Origin of the sequence: Pelagibacterium luteolum (genome assembly GCF_900100665.1) — a bacterium.
Taxonomy (GTDB): Bacteria; Pseudomonadota; Alphaproteobacteria; order Rhizobiales; family Devosiaceae; genus Pelagibacterium; species Pelagibacterium luteolum.
Genome location: NZ_FNCS01000004.1, coordinates 228,039 through 241,811, shown reverse-complemented (window position 1 = coordinate 241,811; position 13,773 = coordinate 228,039). Strand labels below are relative to the sequence as shown.

The window sequence follows — 13,773 nt, the reverse complement described above, 5'->3', positions numbered from 1 at the left end:
GCCATCGCTTCCATTATATGGTCCGCGCGCGGGCTGGACGGGCGAATCCGTGCCTTTGGCGTGAGGGCTTTTTGCAAAGCACGAACTGCCGGGTTTGCCAGGAAAGTCCTCGCGAATTGCGTTCTGCTGCCGGCGCTCGGGCGGGAATAACGGTACGGAGAGACCGAGATTATGAATTCATTTGAACTCAACAAGATTTTTGGCGCCATTCTGGGTGTCTTGGTCTTTGTAATGGGCGTTGGCTTTATCGCCGACGAAATCTACCGCCCCATTGAAGGGCGCGGCGCCGGTTATGTGCTCCCCGAGCCTGCGGCAGAGGGTGGCGAAGGCGGTGCCGAGGCACCGGGCGTTCCATCGATCGAAGCGCGCATGCAGACAGCCTCTGCGGACGCTGGCGCCGGATTGATCGTGCGCTGCCAGTCCTGCCATGACTATTCGGAAGCCAACACCAACCGCACGGGTCCTGGCCTTTATGGTGTCGTCGGCAACCCGATCGCGCATCATGAAGGCTTCTCGTACTCGGACGCTCTTCAGACGCTCGGCGATGCCGGCGAAATCTGGGACTACCAGCATCTCGACGAATTCATCGAAAGCCCGCGCACGCATGCGCCCGGCACAACGATGAGCTTTGCCGGCCTGTCGAACCCCGATGACCGTGCCGACCTGATCGCATTCCTGCGCGAAAACGACGCCGATCCATTCCCGCTCCCCGAAGCGCCCGCTGAGGAAGAGGCTCCTGCCGAAGGCGAAGCGCCTGCAGAGGGCGGTGAAGAAGCGCCTGTCGAGGATGAACTGACTGCAGCACTCGCAGTCGCCACGCCGGAACAGGGTCAGGCCCTCATCGTGCGCTGCCAATCGTGCCACGATTATTCGGAAGCCAACGCCAATCGCGTCGGCCCGGGCATCTACGGCATTGTCGGTGCACCGATTGCTGTGCACGAAGACTATGCCTATTCCGACGCCCTGGCTTCGCTCGGCGCAGAGGGCGAAACATGGACGCCTGAAAACCTCAGCGCATTCCTTGAAGCTCCGGCAGAATTTGCGCCGGGCACACGCATGGCCTTCCCCGGCCTCGCCAATGTCGAAGATCGCGCTGCGCTGATCGTCTATCTCAACACGCTTTCGGATAGCCCGATCGATCTGGGCGGTGCTGCTGCGGAAGGCGAAGAGGCTGCTGCACCGGCTGACGCCGCGACTGACGAGGCCGCACCAACCGACGACGCCGCTCCTGCGGCAGCGCCTGCAGCGACCGAAGAAGAGGCCGCGCCGGTCGATGCGGCCGCGCCGACCGAGGACGAGGCACCTGCCGATCAGCCTGCCGCCGAGGAAGTCGAACAGCTCAACCTCGACAACGCTGCCGACGCGCCCGCTGAAGCCGAGGAACCGGCCGCAGCGACGAACTAGTCGGCAACCGATATAGACACTCTCAAAGGGTCGCTTCCGAGCGGCCCTTTTCTTTATCCAGCATTGGCGGTTTTTGGTTTCGGCCGTGATGTTGTAGGTCTTTGGATTACTGAACGCATACGACTGGAGGACCCCTAATGGCGCTGCTGCTACATCTCACCGATATCGACGAGAACCGCTGGGCGGATGGGTTCCGGAAGGCCGTCCCCGATTATCCTGTCGTCTTGCGCAGCGATGACTACGCTCCCGAGGACGTTGAATATGTCTTTGCCTGGAAACCGGCTGACGATGCCTTTGAAGGGCTTGTGAACCTCAAGGCGATCTTTTCTCTTGGTGCTGGTGTTGACGCCTTGTTGCAGCACCCTGCCCTACCGGATGTGCCGATCGTTCGCTTTGTCGACGACGAGTTGACCCATTGCATGAGCGATTATGTGATCTCGCAGGTGACGATGCACCAGCGTCTGTTCACGCGTTATGCCGAGCACCAGAAGGCAAAGGTATGGAGCCAGCTCTACCCGCCTGCGTCGCATGAGATTTCGGTGGGCATCATGGGGATGGGCGTGCTGGGCAAAGACGCCGCGCGAAAGCTCAAGGCCATCGGGTTCGACGTCAAGGGGTGGAGCCGGACGGCAAAGGACATCGACGGCGTCACGGTGTTTGCCGGTTCAGACCAGTTCGATGCGTTTTTGGCGCAGACCGATATTCTCGTCTGCCTTTTGCCGCTGACACCCGAGACTACGGGCATCCTCAATATGGAGACCTTCAAGAAGCTACGGCGCAAGCTGGTCGGCGGGCCGGTGCTGATCAATGCGGCGCGCGGCAAGCATCAAAAGGAAAACGATATCGTTGCGGCCTTGGGCGACGGGACGCTGTCGGCAGCAAGTCTCGATGTGTTCGAAGTCGAGCCCCTGCCCCGCACCAGCCCGCTCTGGGATATCGAGACGTGCTTTATCACGCCTCACATAGCGGCGATTTCTAATGAGCGCAGCGGGGTGAACTATTTCTCCCGCATGCTTCTGGACCATCGCGACGGCAAGCCGCTGCGCAATGTCGTCGATCGCGACCGCGGCTACTGACCGTAGCGGTCCTTGAGCGCGCCATAGAGCGCGCGGATGGCCTGATCCGTGCCGCCAAACGGGCGTCCGGCGCGGGCTTCGGGGGCCCAGGCATAGATATCGAGATGCATCCACTCGGTTTCCGGCGCGACAAAGCGCGAGAGAAACAACGCGGCGGTGATCGAACCGGCAAAGCCGTCGCTGCCCGAGATGTGGTTGACGTCGGCAATGCGCGAAGACAGCTTTTTGTCGTAGCCCGGCCAGAGCGGCATGGGCCAAAGAGGGTCATCGACGGCCATGCCGTGCTCGACGACCGCGCGGCCAAACGCTTCGTTGCGGGCGTAAAGCGGGGGCAGTTCGGGGCCGAGCGCGACGCGGGCGGCGCCGGTGAGGGTTGCCATGTCGATGATGAGATCGGGGCTTTCCTCATCGGCGAGCGCCAGGGCATCGGCGAGGATCAGACGACCTTCGGCGTCGGTGTTGCCGATCTCGACCGTCAGGCCCTTGCGGGACGGCAGGACATCGCCGGGGCGGAAGGCTGAGCCCGAGATGGCGTTTTCGACCACGGGCAGCACGATGCGAAGGCGTACTTTGAGCCCGGCGTCGATGATGGCATTGGCGAGGCCTAGAACATTGGCGCCGCCGCCCATGTCCTTTTTCATCAGCGCCATCGAACTGCCCGGCTTGATGTTGAGACCGCCTGTATCGAACGTCACCGATTTTCCGACCAGAGTGAGCTTGGGGTGGCTCGAGTCGCCCCATGAAAAGTCGATCAAACGCGGGGCTTGCGCGCTGGCGCGGCCGACGGCGTGAATCATCGGGAAATTGTCGGCGAGAAGCTGGTCGCCCTTGGTGATTTTGATTTCCAGTCCGCGTTCGGCGCAGAAGTCGCTGACCCAGGCTTCGAGCGCGTCAGGGCCGAGATCGTTGGCTGGGGTATTGACCAGATCGCGCGCGATGAAGGCTGAGCGCGTGAGGCGATCGACCTCGGTGCCGTCGGCGCCATCGGGCAGCTCGAGTGTTGGGCGTGGCTTGCCCTTGGCGTAGCGGTCGAAACCATAAGCACCGAGCCGGAAGGCCAACGCGGCGAGCGTCGGATCGCCGAAATCGCCCTCGAGGCGGAACGTGCCACCTTCAAGGGCTGCCGCGGCAAGGCCGAGGACCAGTGGCGAGCGGTACTTCTCAGCGCCCAGCCCGAACAGATACCCGCCTAGCGCGCCGTTTTCTCCCGGAAGCGCCAGCAGCTTGCCCGTCTGGCCGGAGAAGCCGTTGGCACTGGCCCATGCGGCATTTGCCGGGGACAGGGTGGCGGCATCGAGGCCACCTTCGGCGACGCAGATGATGGGCAGGGTCTGGGGCATGGGAAATCTCCGGGGGACTCACAAGACCCCTCGGTTCTATCGGCTCGAACCCTTCGGAGCAATGTCCCCAGGGCGGCGCTTAACGCGGCGTTAGGGTTAATGAAGTACTTACTGGGTTTGAATTGTCGCCTGCCCGGGAGCCAAGGGATGCATGGTTTTTCGTTGATCCGGATGGGCCGAACCGTCCTTCTCGCCGGCACTGCGGCGCTGTTCCTTTCGGCTTGCGCTACCAATCGCACCAGCGCCGTTAACGCCGACTATTCCAACCTTTCGGGTCCGCAAATCCAGGCCAGCGTTTCCGATCTGGCGCAGCGCTATGCCGGCAATCCGCGCGACAAGGCGCTCGGCATCCATTATGCGGCTGCCCTGCGCGCGGCAGGACAGACCGATCAGTCGGTGGTCGTTCTTGAAAATCTCATGGCCAGCCACAGCGGGGATCCAGAAGTCGGGTTGGCTTACGGCAAGGCACTCTCGTCGGCGGGGCGTTTCGATCAGGCTTTGCGGGTGGTCGACAATGCGACGAATCCCGCCGCACCGAATTGGGAAGCTCTGCTGGTGCGGGGCGCGATCCTTGACCAGACAGGGCAGCACCCGCAAGCGCGCCAGACCTATCAACAGGCGCTGCTTCTTGCGCCCCAAGCCTCGCAGCTCCATGCCAATATGGGGCTGTCCTACGCGATGACGGGCGAGTTGGGCCAGGCCGAGGCGCATCTGCGCCAGGCTGTCGCCCTGCCCGGCAGCAATTCCAAGGTGCAGCAGAATCTGGCGCTGGTGCTTGGCTTGCAGGGGCGGTTCGAGGAGGCGCGTGCGATCTACGCGTCGCTGCTGCCGCCCGAAGAAGTCAATGCCAATATGGATTACGTCCGTTCGCTACTGACCCAGCAGGACCGCTGGCAGCAGATCCGCGGCGATACGCCAGCGTGATCGATTAGAGCGACATCGCCGTGATGATGGCAGGGGCCATGATCACGATAAACAGCACCGGCAGGAAAAAGACGATCAGCGGCACTGTCATCTTGGGGGGCAAGGCAGCTGCTTTTTTCTCGGCTTCGGTCATGCGGTGCTCGCGGCCTTCCTCGGCCATCACGCGCAAGGCCTGCCCGACTGACGTACCGTAACGGTCGGCCTGGATCAGCGCGGTCATCACCGAGCGCACGCCGTCGATGCCGGTGCGGCGGCCCAGATTTTCATAGGCCCGGGTGCGGTCTTCGAGGAACGACAACTCGGCCGTTGTGAGCGTCAGTTCTTCGGCCAACTCGGTGCTCTGGAGGCCGATTTCCTTAGCGACGCGACGGATCGCGTGTTCGATCGACATGCCCGCCTCGACGCACAACAGCATCAGATCGAGCGCATCGGGCCAGGCCCGGCGTACCGATTGCTGGCGCTTCTGGATTTTGTTCTTGAGCAACAGGATGGGCACATAGGCGCCCAAAAGCCCCACCCCGATGGCATAGACGAGGTTGATGAACAGCGGGCGACCGCCCGGAGACATGAAAACGAAATAGAGAATGGCCAGTGCCAGAACGACGAAGGGCGTGACGAAGCGCAAGAACAGGTGCTTGGTCAACTCCCCTTGCCCGCGCAGGCCTGCCTGGGCCAGCTTTTCGACCGTGGTCTCGTCCATGAACGCCTTTTGCAGGGAGAAGCGTTCCACAGTTGATTTCATGTAGGAGCGCGCGTCGGCGCCGCGGATGTTGCCGCGGGCTCCTTCCTTGACGCTGGCCTGATTGCGCAGGCGTGCCATTTCCTGGGCGCGCATTTGCTCGCGCTCGATCGCCACCTTTTTCATACGGCCCTTGCGCTCGGCGCGCTCAAAGAGGTGGCTGCCAAATGTAAAGACGATGGCCGCAGCCGAGATCGCCGCGAAAATGGCGATAAGGACGCCGGGATCAACGATGCGATCGACTAGGGACACCAATTCTCTCCTAGTACTCGAACTGAATCATGCGGTTCATGATGAAGATGCCCGTGACCAGCATGAGGCCCGCCGCGCCCAGCGCCACCATGCCACCCGAGGTGGTAAACAGCGGCGAGAGATAGGTGGGGCTGATCACCGACACTGCTGCAGCAACGAGCACCGGAAGTGCTCCGATGATGATGGCCGAGGCCTTGGCTTCGGCGCTCAGCGCCTTGACCTTGGCCTTCATCTTCTTTCGGTTGCGCAGGACGTTCGCGAGGTTGGTCAGGGCTTCCGACAGATTGCCACCGGCCTGCTGCTGAACCGTGATCACGACGATAAAGAAATTGACTTCCGGCAGCGGCACGCGGTCGAACAGCACTTCCACGGCCTCGGCCATGGATTTACCGATCGACTGCTGGTCGAGGACGCGCATGAATTCGGCTTTCACCGGCTCCTTCACCTCCTTGGCCACCAGCCGGATGGAATCGTTGAGCGGCATGCCGGCACGCACGCCGCGCACGATGGCTTCGACGGCGTTGGGGAGTTCATCGAGATAGGCGCTCTGATAGCGCTTGCGGCGCCAGCCGATATACTGGTTGGGGACGACATAAGCGCCAGCAGCGGCAAGGATCGCGGCATAGACCAATGGCACCTGAATGATGGCGAGGACGAGGAACATCACAACGCCGGCAATGATTGCATTGCGGATCCAGACGCGGGATTCGGTCTTGATCCCCGCCTGAAACAGACGGTGCTTGAGCGACTTGCCAGCGCGGCGCGCGTTCAGGGCGTCGGATTGCTGCTTGAGCGCATCCTGAACAGTGCGGCGGCGATTTTCGCGGATCTTTTCAGTGCTGGCCGAGTGATGGCGCACCTGAACATCGGTCCGCAGGGCCTTCATACGCTTATCCGCGCGGCTCGACCCGGCCAATGACGGCACAAAGGCAAAGCCCAGCGCACCGATGCAGATGACGACGAGAATGGCCAGGATCAGCGGGCTCATGGGCTACCGGATCATTTCATGATGTTCGACGTTGGCCCGCTCAAGCGCTTCTACCAAGGCCATTTCCTCGTTGAAATAGCGGGCTTTCTCGGTGAAATGGGGTTTGGTGATGCCGGTCGAGCGGTGACGGCCGAGCAGGTTCCCGTTGGCGTCTTCGCCCATGATGTCATAGACGAACACGTCCTGGGTGACGATCACTTCGCCTTCCATGCCGAGCACTTCGGTGACGTGGGTGATGCGGCGCGAGCCATCACGCAGGCGCGCCGCCTGGACGATGACGTCGATGGACGACACGATCATTTCGCGGATGGTCCGGCTGGGCAGCGAAAAGCCGCCCATGGTGATCATCGATTCCAGTCGTGACAGCGCCTCGCGCGGCGAGTTGGCGTGCAATGTGCCCATCGAACCATCGTGGCCGGTGTTCATCGCCTGCAGCAGATCGAAGGATTCCGGTCCACGCACTTCGCCCACGATGATGCGTTCGGGGCGCATACGCAGACAGTTCCTGACCAGTTCGCGCATGGTGATTTCGCCCTCGCCCTCAAGATTGGGCGGGCGGGTTTCGAGCCGCACGACGTGGGGCTGCTGAAGCTGAAGTTCGGCGGAATCTTCGCAGGTGATGACGCGCTCGTCACGGTCGATAAAGGCCGTGAGGCAGTTGAGGAGTGTCGTCTTGCCCGAACCGGTACCGCCGGAGATCAAAACGTTGGCGCGGACACGGCCCAGAATGCGCAGCACCTCGGCGCCTTCGGGTGAGATCGAGCCGAATTTGACGAGCTGGGCAAGCGTGAGCTTGTCCTTTTTGAACTTACGGATGGTGAGCGCGGGGCCATCGATCGAAAGCGGCGGGGCGATGACGTTGACACGTGAGCCGTCGGGCAGGCGCGCGTCGCATATGGGCGACGACTCATCAACGCGGCGGCCAACCTGGCTCACGATACGCTGGCAGACATTCATCAGATGCGCGTCGTCGCGGAAGCGTACATTGGTCAGCTTCACGCGACCATTGACTTCGATATAGCACTTCTGGGAGCCGTTGATCATGATGTCGGCGATGTCGTCGCGCGCCAGAAGCGGCTCGAGCGGTCCATAGCCCAAAACGTCGTTGCAGATGTCGTCGAGCAAGTCTTCCTGCTCGGAAATCGACATGACGAAGTTCTTGAGCGCGATGATTTCCGCAACGATGTCGCGAATTTCCTCGCGTGCCGAATCCTGATCCATCGCGGCAAGCTGGGACAGATCGATGGAATCGATGAGGGCCGAAAAGATCGAGGATTTGGTATGGAAATAATTCTTGTCGCGGCTGGATTTGTCGACGTTTTCGACCCCGTCGTCGACCTTGGCTGCGCGTAAGGGCTCGGACGCGGCGGGAGCCCGCTCCACTTCGACGACAGGCGGGGGCGCCGGGCGCGCCACTGCTGCCTGGGTGTTTCCGCCAAAACTCGTGCGCTTGCCGAACATTGTGAGCCTTTCTTCCCGCTAGGCGCGCTTGCGCATGCGGAACAGTTCGGGAAGCTTCATGCCGCCGCCGCGCTTGCTGGTTTCCAGTGCCGCACGGCCCGTGACCTGCATGCCGATCGAGCGGAAAATCTCGTTGACCTTATGGGTCGCCGAGACCTCGGCGATCATCTGGCCATTGTTGGCGGCGGTGCCAAAAATCGCCGGATCGAACGCGATCTGTCCGGCCAGCCGGCATTCGATCGAAGACGCAAACTCGCTGGGCGGAATTTCCGGGCGCTTGGCGATACCGGTCTTGTTGATCACCACTGTGGGCTCGTTTTCCGACGGACGCAGGCTCTTGACCATATCGGCGATCGATTTCGCGTTGCGCAGATTGGCGAGGTCGGGTTCGGCAACGATTACGATCTCATCGACGGCGGCCAGCGTGTGGCGCACCCAGGCTGTCCAGAGATGCGGAATGTCGAGGACGACGACCGGCACGGTTTTCTGGCTCAGTTCGATGATCTGTTCAAAGCTACGCTCGCCAAGATCATAGGTGCGATCGAGCGTTGCAGGCGCGGCAAGCAGATTGATGTGGTTGGCCGCCTTGCTCATCAGACGATCGAGCATCACGGCGTCCATCTTGTCATTGGCATAGACGGCGTCGGCGATGCCCTGTGGCGGGTCCTGATTGAAATCGAGACCTGCCGTGCCGAAGGGCAAATCGAGGTCCATGACCAACACGTCCTGGCGCAGGCTTTTGGCGATGGCCCAGGCAACGTTGTGGGAAATGGTCGAGGCACCGGCGCCGCCTTTGGCGGACATGAAGGCGACCGAACGGCCGATTGGGGCCGATCCTTCTCCGGCGAACAGATCGGTGATCGCGTTGATGATCGTGGCGCTGGTGACGGGCATCACGAGATATTCGGACACGCCGGCCCGGATCAGGCTGCGGTAGAGCATCACGTCATTGACGTGGCCGATGACGATGACGCGGGTCGAGGCGTCGCAAACTTCGGCAAGCCGGGCGAGCGAGGCTTCGATACGTTCGGCCGGCTGGGTCGTTTCGACGATGATCAGATTGGGGGTCGGGTTGGTGCGATAGGTTTCGACGGCACCATCCATCCCGCCATTGTGGGTCGTCAGCGCGACTTTGGACATGCGCCGGTCGTGCGTTGTGTCCTCGATGATCTGGGCGGTCTGGGAATGTTCGCAGAACGCCTGGATGGTGATGCGCGGAATGAGGCGCGCGCCGGTGACCGGTTCGCTGCTCTGCTCGACCGCGGTCCTGCCGTCGTCGTTTTCGATAAAGGTCATCGCTTCACTTCCCCCTTGCGGGATCAAATATCTTGCCGATCAATCGAGCATGAAGCCCACGGAGCCGCGGATCTGATTGCCCGAACTCCCGTCGCTGACGCCGTAGAGGTTTTCGAGCCGGCCCAGGAACATCGCTTCTGCATTGGAGGAGGGCTGGGCAATATCGGTGGGGAGCGGCGGCGGAACGTGGGAGGGCTGGGCGATCATCGGGGTCACGAGGATTACCAGTTCGGTCTGCTCGGTTGCGTATTCATAGGAGCGGAACAGGGCGCCCAGGATCGGAATGTTGCCTAGGCCAGGAAGTTCGGACACCTGACGACGCGTCCGTTCGTCGATCAGCCCGGCGATCGCGAGGGTCTGGTAAGCACCCAGTTCGACGGTGGTGCTGGCCTGGCGGGTGTTCAATGTGTTGTTGAGCTGCGGTTCGGACACCTCGGTGTCGATCACGAGGCTGATCATGCCATTCGAGCGCACCGTGGGGGTGAAGTCGAGCTGGATGCCGTAGGGCTTGTAATCATAGGTCTGTTCGCCGTCGCGAACGACCAGCACGGGCAATTCGCCGCCGACGTGGAAGCTGGCTTCCTGGCCCGACATTGCGGTGAGGATCGGCTCGGCGAGAAGACGCAGCGCGTTACGCGAGGCCATAGCGCGCAGGGCCGCGTCGATGGCAAAGCCGCCTTGCGACATGTCTCCGCTATAGCCGTTGGCAAGTTGGGATTGGGACGAGTTCAGCCCCAGATTGAGCGCGCCGACAGATAGCGCACCGGAGAGATTGATCCCCAGTTCCTGGGCCGTGTCGCGCTTGATCTCGGCAACGGTGACCTTGAGCGCCACCTGCTGGCCACCGGCCACGTTGATGACGCTTGTGACGTTGTTTGGGCCGCCGACATATTGGGCGGCGATCTGAACGGCTTTTTCCATGTCGTCGCCGGACTGCACGTCACCCGAGAGGATGACGGAATTGGCGAAGGACTGAACCTGGATACGCGCGCCGGGTAGAAGGCGGTTGATCGTTGCGGCCAGACCCGAGGAGTCCTGGGCGACCGAGATTTCGATGACGGCGATACCGTTGCCGGCAGGATCGAGGAACAAGATGTTCGTATCGCCTGCCGCCACGCCCTGGATCACGGCGCGGGTACGGGTGCGCATGATCGCATTGGCGACACCCGGTTGGGAGACGATCACTTCACCGGCTTCGGCGGGGAGATCGACGATCATCGATTTGTTGACGCCGATTTCGACAAATTGCGTGCGCCCGATTTCGGCGTGCGCGATGCGCAGATGCGGTGCGGTTTGTGCCATGGCCGGCATGGCGACAAGCGTTGCGAGCGCAAGACCGGCAAGGACCGCGCGAACGCGGCCAGAGGCGGTCATGATCCGGCGGACACGGGAGATCGACATCTATCTTACCTCGATGGCGGGCGTTGCGGCCGGGTCGGTGGTCATTGGGGAATGGGCTCATTGATGGACGCCACGGGCGAGGTCGATGTGCGCCCGGCTTGGGTTGAGATCACCTGCGTCTGGCCGTTGCGGATCAGGCGCACCGTCTGGACCGTGTCGCTCTGGCCCGGTTCTGTGCCCGGCCCTTCGGCGAAATCAACGACGGAGCGCAGGACGAGCGCGAGGCGCCCGACGGTACCGGCCTGAAGCAGCACTTCGGACTGGCCGGGAGTGACTTCGAACGTTGCGATCTGAGCGGTGTCGAACACCTGCGAGCGTGGATCTTCCGGGTTCGGGGCAGCGCCCGTCGTTCCCGATTCACCGAGGCGTTTGCCGATGGCGAGGACGCGGATGTTGTTAAGAATGGTTTCGGAGAAATCGGCGCCGGAGCGCGTGAGGACGACGTCGACCCGGTCATTGGGGACGATGTAGCCGCCCGAGGCGGAGTCGGGGCTGACCGAGACCGAGACGGCGCGCATGCCTTCGCTCAGAACCGCCGAGAGATAGCCCTGCTCGGAGGTGACAAGCTTGGCTTCGCGAATGGGCTCGCCGGGGAAGAACTCAAACCGCGCGACGGCGCCGGTCACCTGGGCAGCAGCATCGGGGACGGCGCTGGCGGTGATATATTCAGCCCTTACGGCGCCCTGGGGCCAATCCTGCCAGCTGACGTCCTCGGGCGTAATGCGCTGGCCAAGGCCGATCGGGCCGGTGGCAACGAGCACGCGTTCGCGCGCTTCCTGCTGAATTTCGACCTGGGCTTCCTGGACTTCGCCGGGCCCGTTGCTGCGTGTGGCGAGGAATGCGGCAAGGCCACCGGCCACGATGGCCACAACGATGAGCAGAATACGCGCCGGTTTCATGTCGACCTTTACCCCCGCGACACTCAAATACACCGGTGCCGGATGATCACTTTGGCCGAACTATTGCCGGGAAAGGGTCAAAACTTGGTTAATCAGTGCTTTGCAGCAAAGGTTAACTAAAGGTTTATTGATGAAAACAGGTTTCATCGCTCGAGCCAGCGCACCAATATTGCCGATGCGTCGGCAATCAGAAAATGGCGAGCTGGGTGAAAACGAAGGATTGGGGATAGACGATCATCGCGGCCAGCGCGAGTGCAATGCCATAGGGCACGCCGGTCTTGGGGTGGTGCAGGCGGACCGCCCAATCGGCCCGCAGCAGTAGTGCGGGAAGTGGTTGCCGGCGACCGACAAGCAGCGCCAGCGTAAGAACACCACCGAACAGCGAGGCGTAAAAAAGGAAGGGCAGCAGAAGCTCAAACCCGAACCACAACCCGATCGCCGCAGTCAATTTCGCGTCGCCGCCACCGATCCAGCCAAGCGCGAACAGCCCGAAGGTAATCGTCAGCACCAGCGCAGCGGCAGCCAGATGCATGCCGATGAGCGACAGATCAGCGCCGGCGAAAAACGCGATGGGGAAGAAGGAGATAGCGACGATGCCGACCAAGCGATTGGAAATCCGCATGGTGAGCAGGTCGGATGAGGCCGCGAGGGCCATAAGGAGGGGGAAGATTGGGAGGAGAACCATCAGCATCTTTAACACGTGCTATTGGAGGAATGTGTCTACCTTATCGAATTGATCCTTAACCGATCCGAAAAGCCCATTCACGGGGTCACCCAATAGCGTTAGCGCGGCGACCACCACCATCGCGATCAAAGCTGCTATCAATCCGTATTCGACGGCTGTAGCACCATGTTCGTTGTGTAAGAACGTCCTAACAATACCCATACTGCGGCCCCGTTAGCCAAGGACGCTTACGCCTCCACCGGCATACTTTTGCGAAAGAGGGAGGCCTTTGGCCCCCCTCTGTACCACCTGTCAGCCACTTGCTGAGAACTATTGGGGTGTCTGCGGGGTCAATGTCGGATTGGTGAGATCTGCGGCAATGTTGGTGAAGTTAGTTTCGAGAGCCGGTCCGATAATGCTGATCGCAGCGATCACAACGACAGCCATGAGGGCTGCGATGAGGCCGTATTCGATTGCAGTCGCGCCGGATTCGTCCTTGGCGAAATTCTTAAACAGGTTCATTTCTAGCTCCTTGCCTGTGCGTCCCCTGAGTGACGTCATCGTTCGACGCGTCACACATCGAACTTGGGGTGACGCTAGTCGTCAGCTGTTGAAATAGAGTTAAATTGGCCGCCGACCGGGCCTTACGCGCCAGCAATACTCAGCATGACTACGAAATCGTTACCCTCCCCAATACAAGTTTAACTATTCGCATGCGCGCGATTCAATATTGTGTAAGGCTTTCGCCGTTGCGCACGTTTGCCAAATATAAACCATTACGGGCCATGATCGGGTAACCATGAATTTTACGCGGGAATCCTAAGTCATGCCAGGTCGGATGCGCAGTGCGGCGATTGCTGTCGCCCTTTCCCTTGCAGCGCTTGGCAGCTTTCCCGCCGTCCCGGCTCTCGCACAGGACAACGTGACCGTTACGGTCAACACCAATATGGCGCGGGTGTTGCGCATCAATTCACCGGCAGCGACGGTGATCATCGGCAATCCTGCTGTCGCCGACGTGACGATCCAGGATCCGCAGACCCTGGTTCTGACTGGCAAGAGCTATGGCCGCACCAATCTCATCATCCTCGATGCCAGCGGCGATCCGATCGCCGACACCATCGTGGAAGTCACCCAACTCGCCAGCGACACGGTGACGGTGTTCATGGGATCGGCGCGAACCTCGGTCGCCTGTGCGCCCAATTGCCAGCCTGTCATCATGATGGGCGACGATACCAGCTTTACCGCCGACGTCGTGACATCCAGCTCCATCGTCGGCGGCGCAGCGCAGAACTAAGCGCAAGTGCAACACCCATCTTAAGTCCCGGTTTA

The 13,773-nt window shown here is 61.3% G+C and carries 14 protein-coding genes; 4 read left to right on the top strand and 10 right to left on the bottom strand.

Annotation, left to right across the window (positions count from 1 at the left end):
- Positions 1–171: 171 nt before the first annotated feature.
- Both BLR31_RS09900 and BLR31_RS09895 read left to right on the top strand, forming a co-directional pair.
- The gene (locus BLR31_RS09900) at positions 172–1,404 is read left to right on the top strand and encodes a c-type cytochrome (RefSeq protein ID WP_090595480.1); all 1,233 of its coding nucleotides are present in this window, start codon (positions 172–174) and stop codon (positions 1,402–1,404) included.
- Positions 1,405–1,541: 137 nt separating this feature from the next.
- Positions 1,542–2,480: a 2-hydroxyacid dehydrogenase gene (locus tag BLR31_RS09895; RefSeq protein ID WP_090595477.1), complete on the top strand. Its 939-nt coding sequence runs from the start codon at positions 1,542–1,544 to the stop codon at positions 2,478–2,480.
- Here BLR31_RS09895 and BLR31_RS09890 read toward each other — a convergent pair.
- A complete protein-coding gene (locus BLR31_RS09890) occupies positions 2,474–3,820 on the bottom strand; it encodes a leucyl aminopeptidase family protein (RefSeq protein ID WP_090595473.1) in 1,347 nt (448 codons plus the stop codon). The two genes, BLR31_RS09895 and BLR31_RS09890, sit on opposite strands and share 7 nt — an antisense overlap.
- Positions 3,821–3,967: 147 nt before the next feature.
- Here BLR31_RS09890 and BLR31_RS09885 point away from each other — a divergent pair, with 147 nt between their 5' ends.
- Positions 3,968–4,744 (top strand): tetratricopeptide repeat protein, encoded by a 777-nt coding sequence (locus BLR31_RS09885; RefSeq protein WP_090595471.1) that lies wholly within the window; start codon positions 3,968–3,970, stop codon positions 4,742–4,744.
- Between the two features lie 4 nt (positions 4,745–4,748).
- Here BLR31_RS09885 and BLR31_RS09880 read toward each other — a convergent pair whose 3' ends face one another.
- From BLR31_RS09880 to BLR31_RS09840, 9 genes are all read right to left on the bottom strand, one after another.
- Entirely contained in the window at positions 4,749–5,735 is a 987-nt protein-coding gene (locus tag BLR31_RS09880; protein WP_090595684.1) for a type II secretion system F family protein, read from the bottom strand.
- A 10-nt stretch (positions 5,736–5,745) separates the two neighbouring features.
- Positions 5,746–6,723 carry a type II secretion system F family protein gene (locus BLR31_RS09875; RefSeq protein ID WP_090595468.1) on the bottom strand — a complete coding sequence of 326 codons (978 nt, stop codon included), beginning with the start codon at positions 6,721–6,723 and terminating at the stop codon, positions 5,746–5,748.
- A 3-nt stretch (positions 6,724–6,726) separates the two neighbouring features.
- Positions 6,727–8,184 (bottom strand): TadA family conjugal transfer-associated ATPase, encoded by a 1,458-nt coding sequence (locus tag BLR31_RS09870; RefSeq protein WP_090595465.1) that lies wholly within the window; start codon positions 8,182–8,184, stop codon positions 6,727–6,729.
- Positions 8,185–8,202: 18 nt separating this feature from the next.
- Positions 8,203–9,480, bottom strand: a complete 1,278-nt coding sequence (locus BLR31_RS09865) for a CpaE/TadZ family protein (protein ID WP_090595462.1) — start codon at positions 9,478–9,480, stop codon at positions 8,203–8,205.
- A 39-nt stretch (positions 9,481–9,519) separates the two neighbouring features.
- Positions 9,520–10,881, bottom strand: a complete 1,362-nt coding sequence (locus BLR31_RS09860; RefSeq protein ID WP_090595459.1) for a type II and III secretion system protein family protein — start codon at positions 10,879–10,881, stop codon at positions 9,520–9,522.
- A gap of 41 nt (positions 10,882–10,922) precedes the next feature.
- On the bottom strand, positions 10,923–11,780 hold the full coding sequence (gene cpaB, locus BLR31_RS09855) for a Flp pilus assembly protein CpaB (RefSeq protein ID WP_090595456.1): 858 nt from the start codon (positions 11,778–11,780) through the stop codon (positions 10,923–10,925).
- A 187-nt stretch (positions 11,781–11,967) separates the two neighbouring features.
- Positions 11,968–12,465 (bottom strand): A24 family peptidase, encoded by a 498-nt coding sequence (locus BLR31_RS09850; RefSeq protein ID WP_425287225.1) that lies wholly within the window; start codon positions 12,463–12,465, stop codon positions 11,968–11,970.
- Positions 12,466–12,483: 18 nt separating this feature from the next.
- Positions 12,484–12,666, bottom strand: a complete 183-nt coding sequence (locus BLR31_RS09845) for a Flp family type IVb pilin (RefSeq protein ID WP_090595451.1) — start codon at positions 12,664–12,666, stop codon at positions 12,484–12,486.
- A 108-nt stretch (positions 12,667–12,774) separates the two neighbouring features.
- Positions 12,775–12,966 (bottom strand): Flp family type IVb pilin, encoded by a 192-nt coding sequence (locus BLR31_RS09840; protein WP_090595448.1) that lies wholly within the window; start codon positions 12,964–12,966, stop codon positions 12,775–12,777.
- Positions 12,967–13,270: 304 nt separating this feature from the next.
- On the opposite strand from BLR31_RS09840, the gene BLR31_RS09835 reads away from it, so the two are divergent.
- Positions 13,271–13,738, top strand: coding sequence for a pilus assembly protein N-terminal domain-containing protein (locus tag BLR31_RS09835; protein ID WP_090595446.1), 468 nt, complete (start codon positions 13,271–13,273; stop codon positions 13,736–13,738).
- Positions 13,739–13,773: the final 35 nt, after the last annotated feature.

Excerpts from the sequence above, each read along its gene's own strand:
- BLR31_RS09835 (WP_090595446.1), top strand. The coding sequence starts at position 13,271 with ATGCCAGGTCGGATGCGCAGTGCGGCGATTGCTGTCGCCCTTTCCCTT.
- BLR31_RS09900 (WP_090595480.1), top strand. The coding sequence starts at position 172 with ATGAATTCATTTGAACTCAACAAGATTTTTGGCGCCATTCTGGGTGTC.
- BLR31_RS09865 (WP_090595462.1), bottom strand. The coding sequence starts at position 9,480 with ATGACCTTTATCGAAAACGACGACGGCAGGACCGCGGTCGAGCAGAGC.
- BLR31_RS09875 (WP_090595468.1), bottom strand. The coding sequence starts at position 6,723 with ATGAGCCCGCTGATCCTGGCCATTCTCGTCGTCATCTGCATCGGTGCG.
- BLR31_RS09890 (WP_090595473.1), bottom strand. The coding sequence starts at position 3,820 with ATGCCCCAGACCCTGCCCATCATCTGCGTCGCCGAAGGTGGCCTCGAT.
- BLR31_RS09860 (WP_090595459.1), bottom strand. The coding sequence starts at position 10,881 with ATGTCGATCTCCCGTGTCCGCCGGATCATGACCGCCTCTGGCCGCGTT.
- cpaB (WP_090595456.1), bottom strand. The coding sequence starts at position 11,780 with ATGAAACCGGCGCGTATTCTGCTCATCGTTGTGGCCATCGTGGCCGGT.
- BLR31_RS09885 (WP_090595471.1), top strand. The coding sequence starts at position 3,968 with ATGCATGGTTTTTCGTTGATCCGGATGGGCCGAACCGTCCTTCTCGCC.
- BLR31_RS09850 (WP_425287225.1), bottom strand. The coding sequence starts at position 12,465 with ATGGTTCTCCTCCCAATCTTCCCCCTCCTTATGGCCCTCGCGGCCTCA.
- BLR31_RS09870 (WP_090595465.1), bottom strand. The coding sequence starts at position 8,184 with ATGTTCGGCAAGCGCACGAGTTTTGGCGGAAACACCCAGGCAGCAGTG.
- BLR31_RS09895 (WP_090595477.1), top strand. The coding sequence starts at position 1,542 with ATGGCGCTGCTGCTACATCTCACCGATATCGACGAGAACCGCTGGGCG.
- BLR31_RS09840 (WP_090595448.1), bottom strand. The coding sequence starts at position 12,966 with ATGAACCTGTTTAAGAATTTCGCCAAGGACGAATCCGGCGCGACTGCA.
- BLR31_RS09845 (WP_090595451.1), bottom strand. The coding sequence starts at position 12,666 with ATGGGTATTGTTAGGACGTTCTTACACAACGAACATGGTGCTACAGCC.